Source organism: uncultured Brachyspira sp. (assembly GCF_949287625.1).
Taxonomy (GTDB): domain Bacteria; phylum Spirochaetota; class Brachyspiria; order Brachyspirales; family Brachyspiraceae; genus Brachyspira.
This window is the reverse complement of sequence record NZ_CASEGO010000004.1, coordinates 39563-59948: the sequence shown is the minus strand read 5'-3', so window position 1 is coordinate 59948 and position 20386 is coordinate 39563. Positions and strand designations below refer to the sequence as shown.

The window sequence follows — 20386 nt, the reverse complement described above, 5'->3', positions numbered from 1 at the left end:
CACCGCACCGCTATATAGTTTTTTATACTTAATAAAGAAACTATATTCTAATTTTTCATCAATTCCTTTAAATTACTTCGGCTTATTATCTTATAAGCTTTTTTGCTATTGCAAAAATAAGTATAAGTTAATATAAAATAATTTTATTCTTAAGGAGAAATAAAAATGATTAAAAAATTACTATTAATGTTATCTGTGATGTTGTTGATATTTAGCTGCAATAGTCCTTCAAATCCTAATAACAACAATGGAGGAAGCAGCTCAGATAATGGAGGAAATACTGGACAAACAGGACAAAATAAAAATTTTCCTGAATTTGGATATATATCAGGAATAAATGAAGTTATTAAATTAACACTAGGAAGTTATAATTTTGAATCAGGTTCAGTAGGTACTGATTTTCAGTCTACATGTAAAGATCCTAACTTGACATTTCAAATAGAAAATGCCAGTGTTACAGTTACAGCATTAACATTTGATAGTTCTGATACCGCTTCTAAAGATATAGGATTAGTTAAAGAAGATTTTACTATTACGTTTAATGATATGGTTGTTTTATCTAAAGATGGTGTGGATAAAATGAAAACAAAGTTAAAAGACGGAGAGTACTCTAAAGTAAAGCTGCAAGTTAAATTTTCTCTTGAAGGATATAATGAAGAAACATTTGATAATTTATCTGTTCAATGTATTAGAGAAAATACTGGAAAATAAATATCATAATTTATAAATTAGACTTCTTAAAAGTATATAAAAGTTATTTTTAAGAAGTCTTTATTTAATTATTCATGCTCTAATAATCTTTTATAAAATAATTCTATTGCAAAAGAGCCTAGGGGAGCAGTTATAAGTATTGCAAGTACTGCTATAGTGAGTATGATTTCGCCTGAAGCAAAACCCAAAGATAAAGGAATTGAACCTATCGCAGCCTGTACAGTTGCTTTAGGACAGTAGGCAATCATGCTGAATATTTTCTCTTTTTTATTTAGATTAGTTTTTATTAGAGAAATTAAAACCCCAAGCATTCTAAAGATTAATACAGCGAATATTAGTAAAATACCAGTAAAGCCGGTATTGAGAGCATATTTTATATTGACAGTAGCACCAACTAATACAAAAAGCATAATTTCTGCAGCCACCCAGAGTTTGGAATATTTTAAAGATAGTCTTTTTGATAATTCTTGTTTTTTAGCTTTTAAAAATGCTCCTAAACTCATAACAGCAAGAAGACCAGAAAATCCTATAATACCATTAAAAAACTTTGATATAGAGTTTTCTATTGTTACAAGTATAAATGATATGCTTAATATTATTACCACTTTGGCACTGTCTCTTATATGAAAGCGTGAGAAAAATTTTGTGAGTATCAATGCTGTTATAATACCTACTAAAAGACCGAATATTATAGAAGTAGGTATTTTCAAAAAATCAAGTGCTGAAACACTTCCGCCTTTAACTAAGGAAGTAAAAGAAGCAAATAACACTATTACAAATATATCATCAACAGAAGCACCTGCCATAATTAATTGAGGTATGCTTTTATTAGTACCATATCTTTCATCAATAAGTTTAAGCATTTTAGGAACAAGCACTGCAGGAGAAACAGCAGCTACAACCGAACCCATTAAAGCTGCTTCAAATAAAGTAATATTAAAAAGTTTTGGAGCTATTAAAACCATTCCTATTATCTCAAAACTTGCAGGGATAAAACACATTAGTATCGCAGGACGTCCTACTTTTTTTAAATCTTCTATATCAAGATTAAGCCCTGCACGCGTAAGTATGATAATGAGAGCCAATTCTCTTAAATCTGCCGATATTGAAAGTATTGAACTGTCTAATAGATTCAAACAATATGGACCTAATATAATTCCAGTTATAATAAGTCCTAAAAGAGAAGGAAGTTTTAATAGAGAAAATATTTTTCCTAAAAGCATTCCGCATAAAAATATTAATGCCAAACTAAGAAGCATAAGATTAAATCCTTTTTTAATAGTATTTGATTTTTTATTATGAATTTAAGATTTTAGAAAATATAAAACTGCTGTCTGCAAATACATAAAAAAAATCATAAAATTTGCAGAAGTCATCAGCTTTTATATTTTGTCTGGAAATAAATATTAAGCGGTTTGATTATTTGATAATGTAAATAATCTAAGGAGACCTCATTCCTTATTCCTTATTTTTATGAGATATTTTATCATAATTACTTTTTATTTCAAGTTTTTATAATTATTGTTTTTATAAAAAATTTAATTATTAGACTTGTTTCAAAAGTACTTGACAAGATTATGTATAAAATTTCATAATTTATCAATTATAAAAATAATGTTTTATATGTTGTATAAACTATCGTTTCAGTATATAGACATGCAGTCTTTCGCGACTGCGGGCTGTGCCTGCTTCTTTGGGTCACCAAAAGAAGTGGGGTTTGGCACGACTGTGTGCTTCGCAGCAAAGCCTCAACTATAATTAAAAAAATATTAAATTAAAAAACTATAAGTATTAAAAAATAGAGTTTTTAAACAAGTCTAATTATATAAAATTAATTAAAGTAAAATTTTATGTATAAATTTTTTATTATACTTGATATTTATTTATTATCTAATATACTTATTATTGATAATTTATAAAATTGGAGTATCAGAAGTGAAACGTATTAAATTCTTAGCTATATTCTTAACTTTTAGTTATTCTATATTCGCATTAACAACAAATGAAACTAGCTTGTTTAATGCTATCAATGAAAAAAACGCAGATAATGTATCAAATATATTATCTAATTCTGTTGATATAGATATAAATGTATTGGACGGAGAAGGGTATACTCCTTTACATAGAGCAATTTATAATAGAGACTTAAATACTGTAAATACTTTGCTTAAAGATGAAAATATAAATATTAATTCCAAACTAGATATGAAGGTAAGTATAGACGGCTGGTATTTAGGCGGAGCAAGTCCTTTGATTTTAGCTTCATATATAGGCGATGCAAATATAGTTAAAGCTTTGCTTGATAATAACGCCGATATTAAAGCCAAAGATGATGTTGACGGAAGTATGGCTATACATATGGCATCAGCTAACGGAAATAATGAAGTAGTATCAATACTTTTAGAGAAAGACCCTACTACAATCAATGATACAGATAATAGAGGAAACACTCCTTTGCATTGGGCTGCTATGAAAGATAAGCCAGATACAGTTAAATTATTAATGGAAAATGGTGCAGATATAGAAGCAAAAGATGCAGACGGCTGGACTGCTCTTCATTATGCGGCTGCTTTCTCTTCACTTCAGACTGTTCAGGCTCTTGTTGATTTGGGTGCTGATAAAGAGAGTTTAACTAAAGACGGCAATAATCCTGTATATTATGCAAGACGCGATGATGTTAGAAATTATTTAACTGGAAATATAGCAAGAGAGGACGCTGAAGAAGTAACTGATGATGAAACTGCTGTTGCTGATAATAATACAGAAGAAGAAACTTTAGAAGGAGATGCAATTGCTCAGGCAGAGGAGAGAGAAGCTATAGATGAAAATATGCAAGGTGAAATAGCTGAAGAATCTGTTCCAGAACAGCCTGCAACTTCATCAGATGATACACAAAAGCCTCTTGATGTTAAACAGCTTGAACTTTTAGTTGCTGTAAAAAATAATGATATAATAGCTATAAATACTTTAATAAAAGAAGGAGTTAATCCTAATTTCGTAGATGAAAACGGATATTCTCCTTTGCATTTAGCTGTTATTAATAATAGCCTAGATTCTGTAGAGGCTTTGCTTTCTTATAAAGATATTAATAAAGAAGTAAAACTTCCTTATGAGGCTACTTTGGATAATTGGTATTTGGGAGGAGCTACCCCTTTAATAACTGCTTCATATATAGGAAATGCTGATATAATATATACTCTTATAGAGGCTGGATGTAATATAAGAGCAAGAGATGATGTAGACGGAGCTATGCCTATACATGTAGCTTCAGCTAATGGAAATGATGATGCTGTTATATTATTATTAGAAAAAGATAAAACATTAGTTAATGAAACAGATAATAATGGAAATGACACACCTTTGCATTGGGCTTCTATGAAAGATAATCCTTCTACAGTTCTTGTACTTTTAAAATATGGTGCTGATACAAAAATACAAAACTCTGACGGAAATACTGCACTTCATTATGCTGCAATGTATGCTTCTTCTGATGTTATAAAAAATATAGTTTCTTCTGATAAATCAAGCGTTAATATAGCCAACAATGAAAGTATGTACCCTATACATTATGCTGCTTTGGAAGATAATTCTGATGCTTTAGTTTCTTTAGTTCAGGACGGAGGAGCTGATGTTAATATAAAAGATTCTACTGGAGATACTGCTTTGCATTATTCAGCTGCTTATGGTAATATGGACAGTGTTATGGCATTGGTAGAAAAATGTAATGCTGATAAAAATATAAAAGATGGAGACGGTTATACAGCTGCTGATTTGGCTTATGATAATGGATATGAAAATATAGCTTCTTATTTGAGAGGTGATTCTAGGTATATACCTGAAAATAATAACAATACTGCTACTAATGATGATAAAAAAGAATTAGTTCTTCCAGAATATATAAGAAAACCAGATTTAAATAAAAAATGGTGGTAATTATCATTATATTATAATTGTGTACTAAATAGGCTTGAAGTTATTATAAATTTCAGGCCTATTTTTTGTATTAATAAAAATTGTTATATAGCTTATAAAATACAGCTATTGACAAATTTATACATTTACTTTACTTTTATTTATAATTATTAATTGAATGAGGATTTAGAATATAATGTATATAGAAAGCGATATTATACGAGGTCATATAGATGCTGTAGTTTTGCATTTTTTAAAAGATAATGATTCTTACGGTTATGAGCTTTCTAAATTGATAACTGATAAAACTAATGGAGAATATGAGATTAATGGTCAGACTTTATACAGTGCTATAAGAAGGCTTGAAAGTAAAAAGCTGATAGAAGGCTACTGGGGTGATGAAAGTCAGGGCGGAAGAAGAAAATATTATAAGATTACAGAAGAAGGCAAAAAGTTTTTAAAAGAAGAGAGAGATATATGGCTTTTTACCAAAAAAATAATAGATAAACTCCTTGATATTGAATAGATATTGTATATCTTGTATAAAAGAGAAAATATTATGATAGATGATTTTTGTAATGAATTAAAAAATAAATATCCTAATACTCAAAAAGTTATGGATCAGATTGAAGAGCTTAGAAATTATTTATATATGAAAACTGAAGAATATATTAATAATGGAAAAGATGAAAAAGAAGCTTTTAACAATGCTATTAAATCTTTAGGTGATATAGATTCTATGCTTGAAGAATTATCAAAGGATGCAAAAATAGTTAATAAACATAGACTATATTTATTTTCTGGTATTATTGATATTTTTATTGTAGTTTTTTTAAGTTTATTATTATGCTTCATTTCTTTGAAAAATAATAATATATTGTTTTTTTCTTATATAAATAATTCTTTAATTGCAAGTATGTTTTTTATTGTTTCTGGAATAATTGCTATTTTTTTAGCTACAGTTATACCTTTTATTAATATGCGTAATAGATATGAAGTGGTTGAATATACTTGTAATGATTATAAGATAAACTTAAAATATTCTATAATAGGTTTTTTTATTATAGCAATATCTGTATTTATATTTAATATTATTTTTAGCCCGCATCATATTTGGTTTTTATTTGTTATTATATATGCTTCATCTTGGCCTTTGACTGTATTTTTCTTTTATAGTTTTTTTAAAAATTTAAAGGGGAAATAATTATGAATATTAATGATTTTTATAAAAATATAAAAAAGAAATATCCAAATACTAAAGAAGTGCTTGAACAGTTAGATGAAATAAAAGATATGCTTAATTCTGAAGTTAAAGATTATGTAAAAAATGGAATGAAATATGAAGAAGCATGCAGTAAAGCTATAGAGAGTCTCGGAAATATTGATGAAGTTTTTGAAGATATAAGTAAAGATGCTAAAATTGTTTATAATGTTTATATAAAAATATTAACAGCTTTAATATCTTCTTTTTCTACAGCTTTTTTGGTTTTTATTTTGGGTTTGATTATAGAGAATGTAAGTATTTTTAATGAAACTACTAAAATCGGGTATAAACTTACTATGCCTTATTTTTATTTGATGTTATTTATTTATATAGTTATTTATTCTCTTTGGAATTTTTCTGATAATATCAAACCTAAAATAAGAAAATATAGTTATGATATTTATAAAATTAATTTAAAAAACTCTATTATTGCGGTTATAATTTATTCAGCAGTAATGCTTATTACAAATATTGTTACTATTAAATATAATCATTATTTATGGTTTACTTGGGCTTTTATTGGAATATTGAATTGGACTATTTCTATAATTGCAGATTATTATTTATTTAGGAGTAAGATATTTGAATATAAAAAATAAATTTGTAATATTTTATACAAAGTATATTGACAGACATAATACTTATGTTATAATAGTAATATAAGATAAATAGTAGGTGATTTATATTTTATGAAAATATTTAGAATATTAATTTTGTTCAGCATATTATCAAGTTTCCTCTTTGCTCAGAATGATTTTGTAAAATCTGGTTTTCATTATAGTTATAATTATTTTGGATTTCCTTTTTCTGTTGATTTAGGATATGCATATAAAAAGAATTCACATTTTGTATATGTACCTCGCGTAGGGATAAGTTTTGATTACGGCTCTGAGTCGTCATTCGGAATATTTGCTAATATTGGAATGGAGTACAGATATAGAAGATTTTTTATAGATTTGAATTATAAGCAGGGGATAACACCTCCTTTTTCTACATTTAATTATAAAGATTTAGAATATTACGGACAATTAAAATTAGGATATTCTTTTGATAATGTAATGATTTATTATGGAATGAATATAGGAAAGATATTTTCTTCCGAGAGGGAAGTTTATAGATTAAGCTCTATTTTTAAGATTAATCAAAGTGTTGGTTTAAGTTCTACATTTGTTGATGACGGAGTTAATAAACTTAAATTTAATGCTGGCATAGGTGCGAGCATTATACCTAATGAAAATCAGTATTCATATAATGTTTCAGCTAGTATGCCTTATTCATTTTTTCATTATTGGGGCGAGCTTGGAATTATGCCTTATATAGGATACAGTGCTTATTTTGATAAAAGCAGTAAAAAATATTCTATAGGGTTTAAATATTTATACTCTCTTATGATGATGCCTTTAACCAATTTAGAAGCTCATCTTAAAAATATGGATTTTCTTACATTTGTTCATCTTGAATATAAATTTTTTATGAGATTTCTTCCATCTGGTTTTAATGATATATACTTAGTTGCTTTTGGAAATGTGGGATATGGAAAATATTTTGAAACTAGTATTGATAAAGGAAATTTATTGTATGTAGTAGGAGGAGGAATAGGGTATAACCTTTACGGTACAACACCTTTACAATTGACTTTTGGTGTTGATAATAATAAAAGTTTGGTTATGAACTTGATAATAAGCACTATAGTGTTTTAATGTTTTGGAGTTTATTTCTTATGATAAATGCTAAAAATAGAATTATATTTTCTTTTTTATGCTTAATCTTTTATACAGCATTGAGTTTATCATTTTATTTAATACCTTTTAATTCAGAAGTATTGGGTATAATTGCTATATTTTGTACTGCTATATTTAGTGTATTTTTTATACTTCCAGCATTTTTATATTCTCCTATTTATTCAATAGTGATTGGTATTTTATATTATATATTTTTTAGATTATTTGAAATTATAAGAATGTTTACTATTTTGGATTCTACTCCTGTAACTTTGATGTATATGATGATTCAAAGTGCTTTGGGTATTATTGTTAATATAGCTGGTATTATATTAACTTGCTTAACTATTTATTTTATGAAGATGTATATTAAAAAGAAAGGTATTGATTTTAATATTAGTATGGCTTTAATAACTGCTTTGATAATTGCATTTATAAGATTTGTTATAAACGGATTAACTTTTTCATCATTCTTTTTTAGCTTTATTAAAAATAATATAACTATTAATAATGATATAATAATTCAGCAGATTGTTACTTATGTTGTTTCTGTTGTATGTACTTTTATGGCTGTGATGATTTCTTATTTTATTTATATTAAGATAAAAGACAAACCATTTTTTGCTAATACGAATAATTTGAATAATGATGTTAATAATGAGTAGTTTTTATTGTATATTGTTTTAAGGAGGATTTAATATGATAAAAAAAATTTTAACAGTTTTATTTTTATCTTTTGTTTTGACTATTTCAGCTTTTTCATACAGCAAAGAATTTAATGAGCTTTATAATATTTACTATATGATTAATACAAATAAAGAAGGGGATTTAAATGCTGTTATAGAAAAAATAAAAAATGCTAATTATGGAAATATAGAAAAACAAACCTATGAAAATCTTATTTTACTTATGGACATATACATGAATCCTAAAAGTAAAAGAGAGGCTTATAAATTATTAAATGATAATATAAGTAAAAATACTCCTTTACTTTCAGAAAAAGATGCTGATTATATGGCCTCTGTTGCTGATGTGATGAGCGGTGCTATTAATTATTCTTCATTTAATGATGTTATAAAACTTTCAGCAAAAGCCGGAGAGATATATGATAATGCTTTAAAAATTAACGCGAATCATTTTCCTTCACTTTTGGGCAAAGCAATGCTTACAGCATACAGCCCAGAGTTTGTAGGAGGCGGAATAGATAAAGCACTGCCAATATTTAAAAAGGCTGAAAGCAATGCTAAAGAGAAATGGGAAAAACATATAGTTTATTTATGGACTTCTCAGGCATATTTTAAAAATAATGATAAAGCCAATTATGATAAGTACATGAAAATGGCAAAAGATATATTTCCAGAGGGGGCTTTTATAAAAAATGTTATTGATATGAATAATAAAGGAAAAGGAATGTTTAATTAAGATATGGTTAAATATATTAAAAATTTTTAAGTTTATCAATTTTTTTGTTGTTCTTTTTCCAGCCGCACGCCACAGGCGGACTTCGTCAAAGAATCAAAAAGTGCAAGTATGAAAATAATACTAAATAGTACTAATTTATGCTTTACATGTAGAATAAATTACTAAATTTAGACTGAAATGTAGCCTTTTTGCTTCTTTGTGGCAACAAAAGAAGTGGGGGTTCGGGGGCTAGTCCCCGAAAATAATAAAAACATAAAAACTAATTTTGATAAACTATAATTGTTTAGGTATATATAAAATTACTGTAATAAATAAGGATATTAAAATGTTTAGAGTGATTATTTTGATTTTTATTAGTTTTTTCTGCGGACTATACGCTGAAGTTTCAAGCGAAGCTAATAATATATTAAAAGAGATAGATAATAAAAATAATGAATATCATTCAGGGGGGAGACTTGTTAGAACGAGCGAAGCTAAAGATATTTTAAATAGAATAAAAAACAGTAATTTAAGCGAAGAAGAGAAAATGTATTTAAGTATAGAATGCTATACTCTATGGGCTAATGTATCTATTGCAAGCGGAACTTTTGAAGAGGATTATAAAATATTAGGGGATATATATAAAAATCTTAAAAAAGATAAAGTTTTTAAAAAAGGCTCTTCTGATATTTACGGAGCTTATGCTAATTTTGCTAATTCTTTTACTTCTCTTGCTTTTTTTAATAAAAAATATCCTTACAGTGCGATTGTTGATATGTATACTTATTCCCGTTTGGCTCTATTAAAGAATAAAAATAATATAAGAGCAAAGCAGGTTTATGGAATGTGGCAGATAGCTACTTTGAGTTTTTATAATAATGCGGCATACTATTCTGTGATGACATCATTAAATGATACAAGTAATTTACCAGACTATATGATTTACAGAGCTTATATTTATAGGTCTATGGCATATATGAAAGTAAATGAAACAGATAAGGCATTTGAAGAATTGGATAATGCTTTGAAAATGTATCCTAAAGGTTTTTACGGGTATTTATTAAAAAACTCTTACGATAAAGGTAATGACGGATTTTTAAGTGCGGAGGGTTCTGACTTTTAATTATGATAAAATGCAAAAATATATCAAAAATATATAAGACTAAAGATTATAATATAGCTGCAAATAAAAATATTAGTTTGGATATAAAAGACGGAGAAATTGTTTGGGTAGCTGGAGTTTCCGGAGCTGGTAAAAGTACGCTTCTTCACATACTCTCAAGTATAGATATTCCTACAGAGGGATCAGTTTATTGGAATGATAAAGAGGTTTCAAGATTGAGTGATAGAGAAAGAAGCAGTTTCAGACTTTTAAACATCGGGCTTATTTTACAGTCTCTTGAACTATTAAAAACTCAGAGTGTATTTGATAATGTGGCACTTCCTCTTAAATTTTTAAACGAAAGTTCTTCTAATATAAATAAAAAAGTTAATGAAATATTAGAAAACTTAAAAATAGATAATTTGAAAAAGAAAAAACCAGAACAGCTTTCAGGAGGACAGAAACAGAGAGTGGCAATTGCAAGGGCATTGGTAAGCGAAGCTCCTTATATATTTGGAGATGAGATAAGTGCGAATTTGGACACTGATACGAGCAAATTTATTTATGAATATATAAGAAACACTATAAAGAGAAGAAACGGCATAGGCTTTTTTATTTCGCATGATGAATTGATAGAGAATTATGCTGATACAAAATACATTATGAGAGATGGAGGACTAATACTTAATATATAGTAATAATTTTTAGTTTTTTGTGGCGGCTTTGATGCGAAGCACACAGTCGTGCTATATCCCCACTTCTTTTGTGACGCATGCCCGACTTCGGTGTGCCACAGGCACAGCCCGCATGCGGGGAGAAGCAAAAAGGTTATGTTTTTAATTATAAAATGCATAATTTATCTTACCTTTTAAAATATAATGAATATTGTTTAAAAGTATTTTTCACTTGCACTTTTTGGTTCTTTTTGCGGCGGGAAAAAGAACAATAATAAAATTTTATTAATAACTATAATGGACAGATAAATGAATATAATAAAATTAGCGTTTGATAATCTTTGGTATAATAAAACCAGAACAATTTTAAATATGATACTTATTATAGTGTCTTTTGTATCTCTTATGATGATAAGCGGATATAATAACTTCACAAAAGAAGGCATTATTACAAGTATAAATACAAGCGGAGGATCTATTGTAATAGCTGATAAATCATATTGGGATAAAAAAAGCGAAAAAATAAATATGCTTAAAGATAATGATTTTGAAGTAATTTATAAAAAACTTGAAACTATAAATGAAGTTAATGATTATCAGAAAAAACTAGATATAAGCGGACTTATAGGCAATGAAAGTAAAAGTAAATTCTTTTCAGGATATGCTTATGAAAAACCTTCAAAGATCATGTCATCAGTTTCTTTAAAGTCTGGTACACCTATATTTGATGATGATATTAATACTATGGTGCTAGGTAAAGATTTGGGAGAGTTTTTTAATCTCAATTATGATGAAGAGCATTATTTAAATTTGATGACTGATTTTGGAGAGGGTATAAGTTTAGGTTCTTTAATGGCTGTTGGTTTGATATCATTAAATAATAGTGCTTCAGATGCTATTACTATTTACTGTCCTCTTAATGCTGTATATGAAATATTTGGTCTTGAATATGGTGATGCTCATAATTTACTTATATATTTAAAAGATTATAAAAAGGCTGAAGAAATAAAAAATAACCTTAACAAATATTTTAATGAAAACAATTTAAATTATGAGGCTAAAGATTGGAAGGATTTGAATGCATTTTTACTTTCTGTTATTGACATGAATACTAATAATTATTTAATAGCTTTGGGGGTATTGAGCATATTAGTATTTGTTTCAGTTATGCAGATGCTTACTACAAATTTTTTAGAGCGTTTAAATGAGTTTGGTACTATGCGTGCATTAGGAATAAATATAAAAAATGTAACTTTGCTTTTATTTTTGGAAATTATCATAATGGCGGTATTAAGTTCAGTTATTTCAATAATTATTTCTTACAGTGCTTCTGGAATACTTAATGCTTCAAACTTTATAATGAAATTTCCGGGGGCTACTGACGGATATTCTTTAAGTTTATTACTAACATTTAAAGATACTGTTTTAATATTTGCATGGGTATTATCTGTATCAATTTTGGCAGGTATTTATCCAATAATAAAGGTTATAAAGATGCCTATAATAGAGGTTATAAAATATGTTTAGAAGATTTTTAAAATTTTTATTTATAATAAGTATTTTATCTTTTAATTTGTACAGTCAGAATATATTTGATGATTTTGTTAATATTTATAATAGAGGCGGCAAAAGCTATAAATTATCAGGCACATTTACTGATATAAAAGACGGAAAAAAAACTATTAATAATTTTGATATGATAGTTGGAAAAGATTATAAATTAATGTATTTGAAAGATAATAAAACTTTATTTTTAGCTAATAATCAAGGCTTTTTTGTTCAGGGAGAGAAGCAGGTTTCGCCTTTAAAAATATCTGGAAGCTATGTTGTAACAGGAGCTGCCAATATGAATGATTTGATGTCTATCAACTTTACTGATGATTATAAAATTGAAAAAGAGATAAGCTTAGAAGAGATGAATTTAGTAAAGAAAAATAGAAGCGTACCTTATGCTAAGGCGATATTAAAAAAAACTTCTAATGGCTATAGTATAGATTTTTTTGATAACAGCGGCAAGGCATTAAAAAGAGGAATATATAAAATTAGTAATAATGCTTTTAATGATATGGAGTTTTATAATTTGATTATTAATACGAATTTAAGCACAGTATGCACTATAGAAAGTGCAGTACCTTCAAATTATTCAAGCTCATATTTTAGAAGTGAAAACATGAAAATGCTTTTTAGTTTATTTAAAGATTAATTAAAGAAATGAAAAATATAAAAATATATCTTATTTTTTTTATTGTATCATCTATAGCATTCGCTGATATAACTCCTAAGTTTGGAATAAAAAATAATTTTAGTTATATAGATATGAAAGAAACGGCATTTATACCAAATTCTATTTTAAGCAATGATACTTATTTTTATCTTGGTTTTGAATATCTTAATAATAATTTTTATTTTTCATTTAAGCCTGCATTAAGAATATGCACCAAAGATAATAGAGATATTATTTATGATAACGGCAATTTTATAAAACAAACTGATAATAAAGCATATGCTTCTTTTAATTTTGATGAGCTTCAGTTTACATATATAAATGATATTTTAGGTTTTTATATAGGTAAAAGGAAATTCCATTTCGGAGAAGGTTTTAATAGGCAGTATATGTTTGTAGGAGACAGTGTATTATATAATGATTTTGATGCTTTATATAACAGCGAGCTTAATTTTTATCAGAACAATATAACTCATTCAATAGGTTTTATTACAGATACTAAATCAATAGATTTATTAAAAGAGCCTCAGTATTATACTTCTTGGTATTATTTAAAATATTCCTCTTCTCATTTGGGTTTAATGGCTATTACAAAATATACTTATGACTTAACACTTAAAAATAGTTTAATGCTTGGTTTTGAGGCTTCATATATATTTGATATAGGTCTTAAACTTTATGGAAATGTTACTTATAATATTTTAAGCAGTGATAATATAGGAAAAAGTCTTGATGATATAAAAAGCCTTTTAGGTATTAATTATACTTTTATTTATAATTATGATTTTATACTTAGTCCTTATGTAGAATATTTTTATGAGGATAGTCATTCATTTTATTCTATAGGACTTTATTTATCTTTTCTTAACAATTTATTTAATATAATAACTTATTTTTCTCATTCTCCTAATTATAAAATGGATTTAAATGCAAAACTGCTCATCAATTATAATAATTTTGGTTTTACTTTTAATTATTATACACCTTTTAATAAAGATGAAGTTTTAGAGCATGCATTTGAAATAGCATTGGAATATAACTATTAAAGCTATATTCTTATTAATTTTAAGCATAATATTTTAATTATAAAAAAATTATATTGACATAGTAAAAAAAATATATATAATCATATACTATAGGGGTATATATGAATAATAGTTTTTTAAAATTTTATTTATTTTAATTGCACTAAATTTATTATCTATAAGCTACGGCAATGAATACACATATGGTACGCCTGTAGATTTTAAATGGTATGGTACTTATATTATGTCATTAGATGATCAAGGAATAAAATCTGATATAAAAATAATAGTAGATGAACAAAGTATAACTCTGAGTAGCATTGTAAATGGAAAGCAAATATATAGTGCAACTATGACAAATGATGTGATGATAAAAGTATCTGATAATATTTATAAAAATAAAACAGTTATTAAAAATGGTCAAGCGGTATATATTGAATTTATATTTACAGATACAGCAGTTACAATGAATAATTATACAGAAGGAGAATTGATAAATTCATTTATTTTAGAAAAACAATAATCTGTATAATAAATGAAAGTTTGATAAAAATAATGATAATATAAAAGTCTAATTTTTAAAGTTTAATAAATGTGAAAACTTTATATTGACATAGTGAAAAATATATTTATATAAATACAATGAGTTCGCTTAATATTACAAAACAATAATAAAAGTTTTATAAAAATAAGGGGCTATAAAAAGCCTCTTATTTATTATTAACTATTTTTATTGTCATATAAAAAGGAGCATTAATACTACGATTAAAAAAATATTTTTATTTACTCTGTAATTATTTGATGTAATTTTATAAAAAACAAATATATAATTATGAAATTACACTATAAGTCTAAAATAATTATAAAAAATTTTCAAAAAAATCAAAAAAGTTTTATTGTTTTTTGATTTATTTGTTTTATATTTATAAAAATAGAAAAAGTTTATTATGTTAAAAAAGACATTAACAATTTTTCTTAGTTTATTAGTTTCAAGTTTTTTAGTTATAAGCTGTAGCAATAATGATGTAACAGGAGCAACTGGCACAGGACTTCCTCAGTAGTACAGATTTAAAGTATATACAGGAGTTCTCAGTGACGGCAGTGTTAATTATAATACAACTATAAGAACGACAGATAAGGGTTCAGTTGAAATTGAAATAGGAAGCAATTCTCCATTTATTATTCCAGAAGGCTATATTTTTGACAAAGGAAATGGAGTATATTCTGGAAGCTATGAAGGAGCATCTTTTAATTTTATATTTTCTGAACAGTCTCTTGATATTGATTTTTCAAAAGATGGGAAGAGGTATGTTGGAGTATTTTCTATTTAATGTGTAGTACCTGCATACTAAAAAATATTATAGTTTAGAATATAAAATTATATTAAAAAATAATGTTTTTTTATTGTAGTTTTGGTTTCAAAAATAACTGACAATATAAAAATATAATAATTAAGAAAGGCGATTATGACAAAAAAATATTTTTATTCACTTTTTTGGTTTCAAGTTTTTTAATGATAAGCTGCGGAAATGACAGTACAAATCTTACTAATGATGGTTCAGGTACTACTCCTACAGCCTCAGAATATAAAGCTAATGGAATAGCTGATAAATATGCTGCATATGGTTTTAAATTCTTTAGTATGGATGGAAATACTTATACAATATCCATTCAAAACGGAGGAATAACAGGATTACAGCAGGACACATTAAAAGCTGATATTACAAAATCAGATATATACAGCATAAATGCAGAAGGCGATACAGTTACAGATATTATTACTGATAAATATAGAGTTTATTTAATATATAATAGTGAGTATGAAGGCTCTATTATATTTCCTACTGATACAACTTATTATGGAAGCGTTAATATTGTAAAAAGTGACGGCAGTAAAATAGAAGGTATAATGTATGCAGATTTACCAGCAGGATTAAAAATACCTGATGGATATAAAGGTACTTGGGAAGGTACTACTTCAGCAGGTATAAAAGAAACAGTAACTATTGATGATACATTCGTTAAAACATCATCTTCAGGAAATACTTCAAATATACATAGTATACCAAGTTCATTTTTTCTTTATGTAGATGCAAGTAAAAATTGTCAAGTATTGGGATTTCATTATTCAGGTACTAAAATGTCTTTAAATGATGACGTAAGTTTAAATTTTATTATTAATAGAAGTCAAACAAAAATTAATCCTAGTATAACAGACGGTAAAGTTGTAGGTTATAAAGATGCTTCACATAGAAGTTCAGATATTCAATTTACTGCACTTACTAAAGTTAAATAATTTTATATATTTTTAAAAGAGGCTTAATGATGACAAAAAATTATTTTAAGTTTTTTAGTTATAAGTTTGGTAAATGACAGTACAAATCCTGAAACAGAAAAACCTATAGGAACAGGTATAGATACCAAATATGTAGGTACTTATGAAAATAATTCTGCTGAAGGTAAAAATGGTACTATGCAGGTCATTTATGAAGTTACAGCTGATGGCGAACACTACTATTAATTATTATTCTAATGGTCAAACTTATACGGGTGAGATTTTGTCAAAAGAGATCGATAGATATTCAGATACAAAATATAAATTCTCATTCGGTGAATGTGAAACTTTTGAATTTATTGCTTATGGTTTTCATTAACTATTACTTCTCCTAGTATTTCTGATAAGCCTATTGTTCTTACAAAAAAGTAACACAATAAAATAAAAATTATGCATAAAAGGGGCTTTTTTGGGCTCCTTTTTTATTTACATTATTAGTTATAAAAATTTTATTCATTATATCCAATTTTTTTTCTAATGTGTAAGAAAGTAATTTATATATTGTTTACTAATCTATAAAATTCAATACAATATGATTATTAAATTAATATAAAAAAAAGGAGAAAAATATGGCTATTCTTGTAAATACTAGTCCTAACCCTGACCCTAATTCAAATATTCCAATTGGAATAATTGTAGGTAATAATATTACTGAAATGATATTCGTATATCGGGGTGATGATTTTGATATTAATACTCCTATTGGTGATATTAGAAATTTAATTAATAATAGGGCTGGAAACTTTAGCTATCATGGAGCTGATGTATATAAGTTTTCTAAAAGGGAGCAATTAAGTAATAACCAATATAAAATATCTTATATAGAAGATTTAGGTTTTATTGGTGCTAATCCTACTATTTTACAATATACTATGATATATACTGATAGTGGTACTGCTATTACTAAGATCTTACTTACTGATGATAACAGAGGTGAGAGTGCTGAATTTGTATAAATATAAATTTATTTTTAATAAAGGGTCAGATTTCAAAAGTCTGACCTTTTTGTTTGCATTAAAATGATGATTATATAAAAATCTAAAAAATTACTAAAAATATTTTTTATACTATTGACATTATTTATATTTGTATTATATTGATTTTTAATAATAAATGATTTGTGCAATGGCTCGAGTAATGGATATTCTTAAGTAAGTGTATCTGTTGACTAAGAAAGGCTGTTTATACAATAAATAGCTAGAACGAAAAAAACCCTATGCGGGTAAGCGATATGTTATATACATGTAAATTTTACGGAGGCTGTTGCAAATATACGCATAGGGGGTCATTTTATGAGCGATAATGTTATCGTGTCTTTAAAAAATATCAATGTTTCATACGATGAAAACTCCATTTTAGAAAATCTTAGTCTTGATATAAAAGACAAAGAATTTTTAACTCTTTTAGGTCCCTCAGGCTGCGGAAAAACTACCATATTAAGAACTATAGCAGGTTTTATAAAGCCCGATTCTGGAGAAGTTCTTTTTGACGGAAAAATTATTAATGATATGCCTCCTTATAAAAGAGAAGTTAATACTGTTTTTCAGCGTTATGCATTATTTCCGCATCTTAATGTATTTGAAAATATAGCATTCGGACTTAATCTTAAAAAAGTACCTAAATCAGAAATTAAAGAGAGAGTTTATCAAATGCTTAAAATGGTAAACTTAGAAAATTACGGGAACAGAAATATAAATAGACTTTCAGGCGGTCAGCAGCAGAGAGTGGCTATTGCAAGGGCATTAATTAATAAGCCTAGAGTTTTACTTCTTGATGAGCCTTTAGGGGCATTGGATTTGAAACTCAGAAAAGAAATGCAGATAGAGTTAAAAAAGATTCAGCAGTCATTAGAGATTACTTTTGTATATGTTACTCATGATCAAGAAGAGGCTCTCACTATGAGCGATACAGTGGCTGTTATGAAAGACGGAGAGATACTTCAGATTGGTACTCCTGAAGATATATATAATGAGCCTAAAAATGCATTTATAGCGGACTTTATAGGAGAGAGTAATATTATAGACGGTATTATGCATGATGACTATATTGTAGAGTTTGCAGGATATGTATTTGACTGTGTAGATAAGGGGTTTGAAAAGTTAGAAAAAGTTGATGTTGTTATACGCCCTGAAGATATAATAGTAGTACCTCCTGAAAGTGCTAATATATCTGGTTTAGTGGAATCTGCTATATTTAAGGGTGTGCATTTTGAAATGATACTCGATGCACATGGCTATAAATGGATAATACATTCTACAGAAAAATGGGAGGCTGGTACTGAAATAGGAATTGATGTTGCAAAAGAAAATATACATATAATGAAAAAAACGGTTGAAGAGGTTATGATATGAAAACAAAAATACCTGCAGTACCTTATTTGATTTGGACATTAGTTTTTGTATTAGTTCCTCTTTTTCTAGTTATATATTTTGCTTTTACAAATCAGAAAGGCGATTTTACATTAGATAATTTTGCTAGTGCCGCTTCTTTTACTCCAGTTATAGTGCGTTCTGTTATACTTGCAGCTGTTTCCACTTTAATATGCTTAATACTTGCCTATCCTTTATCATATTATATATCAAGGCAGGAGAAAACTATTCAGCATGCACTTATAATGCTTGTAATGCTTCCTATGTGGATGAACTTTCTTCTTAGAACTTATGCTTGGATGACTATACTTGAAAATAACGGACTTATAAATAGGGCTTTGCTTTTTATGGGGCTTTCTCCAGTGAAACTTATCAATACTCAGGCAGCAGTTTTAATAGGTATGGTTTATAACTATCTTCCTTTTATGATACTTCCTCTTTATTCTGTTATGACAAAGATACATAGCAGTTTGATAGAGGCTTCGCAGGATTTGGGAGCTAATTCTTTTAATGTGTTTACTAAAATAATTTTTCCTTTAAGTATTCCTGGTATGGCAGCAGGCGTTACAATGGTATTTGTAGCAGCTGTTAGTACATTTGTAATTTCTCGTATGCTTGGAGGAGGCTCTAATATACTTATAGGCGATTTGATAGAGATGCAGTTTTTGGGTATGTCTTATAACCCTAATTTAGGTTCGGCTATAAGTTTGGTATTAATAGTAATATCTTTATGTGCTATTGCTCTTATGCAGCAGATAGATGAAGATGATGACGGTATGTTTTTATAAGGATATGCTTTTATGATAAAGAAAATTATCTCAAGATGCTATATCGCTTTTATATTTCTATTTTTATATGCTCCTATAGCTATACTCATTTTCTTTTCATTTAATAAAGCTAGAGGAAGAGGGGTATTTACTGGATTTACTTTGAATTGGTATAAAGAACTTTTTTCTAATAATTTGATATTAAGTTCATTTGTTAATACTTTAATAGTAGCTTCTGTATCTTCTATTATAGCTACTATACTTGGTACTATGGCGGCTATTGGAATAAACAGTTTTAATAAAAAAATGAAAAGTGCTGTTATGGGTATTACTTATATATCCATAATAAATCCGGAAATAGTAACTGGTATATCTTTAATGCTTTTATTTGTTATAATGAAATTAAAATTTGGTTTTACAACTTTGATACTTGCTCATATAACTTTTAATGTTCCTTACGTTATACTCAATGTACTTCCAAAATTAAGACAGCAGGATAATAGTTTGTATGAGGCAGCTTTAGATTTAGGCTGTACTCCTTCTCAGGCATTTTGGAAAGTGGTGATGCCTGATATACTTCCGGGTATACTTGCTGGTTTTTTAATGGCTTTAACTTATTCATTAGATGATTTTGTTGTAAGCTATTTTACTTCTGGAATCACTTCGCAGACTTTGCCTATAACTATTTATTCTATGACTAGAAAACGTGTAAGTCCGGAGATTAATGCTATATCTACTGTTATATTTATAGTTGTGCTTGTAAGTTTGGTCATAATGAATTTAAAAGAGATAAAAAAAGAAAAATATTTGATTCAGTTAAAAAGAAAAAGAAATAAATAGAAGAAATAAATAAAAAAGATAATAAAAAATTATATTTTGAA

At 27.0% G+C, this 20386-nt stretch carries 22 protein-coding genes and 1 riboswitch; of the genes, 21 read left to right on the top strand and 1 reads right to left on the bottom strand.

Going from position 1 to position 20386, the window contains the following annotated elements:
- Positions 1-165: 165 nt before the first annotated feature.
- Positions 166-711: a hypothetical protein gene (locus Q1X91_RS01910; RefSeq protein ID WP_300752845.1), complete on the top strand. Its 546-nt coding sequence runs from the start codon at positions 166-168 to the stop codon at positions 709-711.
- Between the two features lie 68 nt (positions 712-779).
- Here Q1X91_RS01910 and Q1X91_RS01905 read toward each other — a convergent pair whose 3' ends face one another.
- On the bottom strand, positions 780-1970 hold the full coding sequence (locus Q1X91_RS01905) for a cation:proton antiporter (RefSeq protein ID WP_300752842.1): 1191 nt from the start codon (positions 1968-1970) through the stop codon (positions 780-782).
- A gap of 100 nt (positions 1971-2070) precedes the next feature.
- Positions 2071-2179, bottom strand: a riboswitch (Fluoride riboswitch).
- Positions 2180-2646: 467 nt separating this feature from the next.
- Between Q1X91_RS01905 and Q1X91_RS01900 the strand changes: the two genes are divergently transcribed.
- From Q1X91_RS01900 to Q1X91_RS01805, 20 genes are all read left to right on the top strand, one after another.
- Positions 2647-4644 carry an ankyrin repeat domain-containing protein gene (locus Q1X91_RS01900; RefSeq protein WP_300752839.1) on the top strand — a complete coding sequence of 666 codons (1998 nt, stop codon included), beginning with the start codon at positions 2647-2649 and terminating at the stop codon, positions 4642-4644.
- A gap of 175 nt (positions 4645-4819) precedes the next feature.
- Positions 4820-5149 (top strand): PadR family transcriptional regulator, encoded by a 330-nt coding sequence (locus Q1X91_RS01895; RefSeq protein WP_157153697.1) that lies wholly within the window; start codon positions 4820-4822, stop codon positions 5147-5149.
- Positions 5150-5182: 33 nt separating this feature from the next.
- Entirely contained in the window at positions 5183-5827 is a 645-nt protein-coding gene (locus tag Q1X91_RS01890) for a permease prefix domain 1-containing protein (protein WP_300752831.1), read from the top strand.
- A gap of 2 nt (positions 5828-5829) precedes the next feature.
- Positions 5830-6486, top strand: a complete 657-nt coding sequence (locus Q1X91_RS01885; protein ID WP_300752830.1) for a permease prefix domain 1-containing protein — start codon at positions 5830-5832, stop codon at positions 6484-6486.
- A gap of 96 nt (positions 6487-6582) precedes the next feature.
- Entirely contained in the window at positions 6583-7587 is a 1005-nt protein-coding gene (locus Q1X91_RS01880; RefSeq protein WP_366945482.1) for a hypothetical protein, read from the top strand.
- A gap of 20 nt (positions 7588-7607) precedes the next feature.
- Entirely contained in the window at positions 7608-8273 is a 666-nt protein-coding gene (locus Q1X91_RS01875) for an NADH:ubiquinone oxidoreductase (RefSeq protein ID WP_300752825.1), read from the top strand.
- Between the two features lie 34 nt (positions 8274-8307).
- A complete protein-coding gene (locus Q1X91_RS01870; RefSeq protein ID WP_300752823.1) occupies positions 8308-9030 on the top strand; it encodes a hypothetical protein in 723 nt (240 codons plus the stop codon).
- Between the two features lie 325 nt (positions 9031-9355).
- On the top strand, positions 9356-10132 hold the full coding sequence (locus Q1X91_RS01865) for a hypothetical protein (RefSeq protein WP_300752820.1): 777 nt from the start codon (positions 9356-9358) through the stop codon (positions 10130-10132).
- 2 nt (positions 10133-10134) lie between these two features.
- Positions 10135-10806 carry an ABC transporter ATP-binding protein gene (locus Q1X91_RS01860; RefSeq protein WP_300752819.1) on the top strand — a complete coding sequence of 224 codons (672 nt, stop codon included), beginning with the start codon at positions 10135-10137 and terminating at the stop codon, positions 10804-10806.
- Between the two features lie 288 nt (positions 10807-11094).
- Complete coding sequence (locus tag Q1X91_RS01855; RefSeq protein WP_300752818.1) at positions 11095-12312, top strand: FtsX-like permease family protein; 1218 nt, start codon at positions 11095-11097, stop codon at positions 12310-12312.
- Complete coding sequence (locus tag Q1X91_RS01850; protein WP_300752816.1) at positions 12305-12988, top strand: hypothetical protein; 684 nt, start codon at positions 12305-12307, stop codon at positions 12986-12988. Before Q1X91_RS01855 ends, Q1X91_RS01850 begins: the two co-directional genes overlap by 8 nt.
- A gap of 8 nt (positions 12989-12996) precedes the next feature.
- Positions 12997-14055: a hypothetical protein gene (locus tag Q1X91_RS01845; protein ID WP_300752814.1), complete on the top strand. Its 1059-nt coding sequence runs from the start codon at positions 12997-12999 to the stop codon at positions 14053-14055.
- 223 nt (positions 14056-14278) lie between these two features.
- Positions 14279-14557, top strand: coding sequence for a hypothetical protein (locus Q1X91_RS01840; protein WP_300752812.1), 279 nt, complete (start codon positions 14279-14281; stop codon positions 14555-14557).
- A gap of 990 nt (positions 14558-15547) precedes the next feature.
- Entirely contained in the window at positions 15548-16330 is a 783-nt protein-coding gene (locus Q1X91_RS01835; protein WP_300752810.1) for a hypothetical protein, read from the top strand.
- 66 nt (positions 16331-16396) lie between these two features.
- Positions 16397-16555, top strand: coding sequence for a hypothetical protein (locus Q1X91_RS01830; protein WP_300752808.1), 159 nt, complete (start codon positions 16397-16399; stop codon positions 16553-16555).
- Complete coding sequence (locus Q1X91_RS01825; protein WP_300752807.1) at positions 16521-16688, top strand: hypothetical protein; 168 nt, start codon at positions 16521-16523, stop codon at positions 16686-16688. Before Q1X91_RS01830 ends, Q1X91_RS01825 begins: the two co-directional genes overlap by 35 nt.
- Before the next feature lie 250 nt (positions 16689-16938).
- Positions 16939-17325: a hypothetical protein gene (locus Q1X91_RS01820; protein ID WP_300752806.1), complete on the top strand. Its 387-nt coding sequence runs from the start codon at positions 16939-16941 to the stop codon at positions 17323-17325.
- Positions 17326-17661: 336 nt separating this feature from the next.
- On the top strand, positions 17662-18720 hold the full coding sequence (locus Q1X91_RS01815; protein WP_300752804.1) for an ABC transporter ATP-binding protein: 1059 nt from the start codon (positions 17662-17664) through the stop codon (positions 18718-18720).
- Positions 18717-19526, top strand: a complete 810-nt coding sequence (locus tag Q1X91_RS01810) for an ABC transporter permease (protein WP_300752802.1) — start codon at positions 18717-18719, stop codon at positions 19524-19526. The genes Q1X91_RS01815 and Q1X91_RS01810 overlap by 4 nt, the downstream gene beginning before the upstream one ends.
- A 12-nt stretch (positions 19527-19538) precedes the next feature.
- On the top strand, positions 19539-20345 hold the full coding sequence (locus tag Q1X91_RS01805) for an ABC transporter permease (RefSeq protein ID WP_300752800.1): 807 nt from the start codon (positions 19539-19541) through the stop codon (positions 20343-20345).
- Positions 20346-20386: the final 41 nt, after the last annotated feature.

What these genes read in the sequence shown, in the direction of transcription:
- Q1X91_RS01910 (WP_300752845.1), top strand. Translation starts at nt 166, where the DNA reads ATGATTAAAAAATTACTATTAATGTTATCTGTGATGTTGTTGATATTT.
- Q1X91_RS01905 (WP_300752842.1), bottom strand. Translation starts at nt 1,970, where the DNA reads ATGCTTCTTAGTTTGGCATTAATATTTTTATGCGGAATGCTTTTAGGA.
- Q1X91_RS01895 (WP_157153697.1), top strand. Translation starts at nt 4,820, where the DNA reads ATGTATATAGAAAGCGATATTATACGAGGTCATATAGATGCTGTAGTT.
- Q1X91_RS01890 (WP_300752831.1), top strand. Translation starts at nt 5,183, where the DNA reads ATGATAGATGATTTTTGTAATGAATTAAAAAATAAATATCCTAATACT.
- Q1X91_RS01885 (WP_300752830.1), top strand. Translation starts at nt 5,830, where the DNA reads ATGAATATTAATGATTTTTATAAAAATATAAAAAAGAAATATCCAAAT.
- Q1X91_RS01875 (WP_300752825.1), top strand. Translation starts at nt 7,608, where the DNA reads ATGATAAATGCTAAAAATAGAATTATATTTTCTTTTTTATGCTTAATC.
- Q1X91_RS01870 (WP_300752823.1), top strand. Translation starts at nt 8,308, where the DNA reads ATGATAAAAAAAATTTTAACAGTTTTATTTTTATCTTTTGTTTTGACT.
- Q1X91_RS01865 (WP_300752820.1), top strand. Translation starts at nt 9,356, where the DNA reads ATGTTTAGAGTGATTATTTTGATTTTTATTAGTTTTTTCTGCGGACTA.
- Q1X91_RS01860 (WP_300752819.1), top strand. Translation starts at nt 10,135, where the DNA reads ATGATAAAATGCAAAAATATATCAAAAATATATAAGACTAAAGATTAT.
- Q1X91_RS01855 (WP_300752818.1), top strand. Translation starts at nt 11,095, where the DNA reads ATGAATATAATAAAATTAGCGTTTGATAATCTTTGGTATAATAAAACC.
- Q1X91_RS01850 (WP_300752816.1), top strand. Translation starts at nt 12,305, where the DNA reads ATGTTTAGAAGATTTTTAAAATTTTTATTTATAATAAGTATTTTATCT.
- Q1X91_RS01845 (WP_300752814.1), top strand. Translation starts at nt 12,997, where the DNA reads ATGAAAAATATAAAAATATATCTTATTTTTTTTATTGTATCATCTATA.
- Q1X91_RS01840 (WP_300752812.1), top strand. Translation starts at nt 14,279, where the DNA reads ATGTCATTAGATGATCAAGGAATAAAATCTGATATAAAAATAATAGTA.
- Q1X91_RS01835 (WP_300752810.1), top strand. Translation starts at nt 15,548, where the DNA reads ATGATAAGCTGCGGAAATGACAGTACAAATCTTACTAATGATGGTTCA.
- Q1X91_RS01825 (WP_300752807.1), top strand. Translation starts at nt 16,521, where the DNA reads ATGAAGTTACAGCTGATGGCGAACACTACTATTAATTATTATTCTAAT.
- Q1X91_RS01820 (WP_300752806.1), top strand. Translation starts at nt 16,939, where the DNA reads ATGGCTATTCTTGTAAATACTAGTCCTAACCCTGACCCTAATTCAAAT.
- Q1X91_RS01815 (WP_300752804.1), top strand. Translation starts at nt 17,662, where the DNA reads ATGAGCGATAATGTTATCGTGTCTTTAAAAAATATCAATGTTTCATAC.
- Q1X91_RS01810 (WP_300752802.1), top strand. Translation starts at nt 18,717, where the DNA reads ATGAAAACAAAAATACCTGCAGTACCTTATTTGATTTGGACATTAGTT.
- Q1X91_RS01805 (WP_300752800.1), top strand. Translation starts at nt 19,539, where the DNA reads ATGATAAAGAAAATTATCTCAAGATGCTATATCGCTTTTATATTTCTA.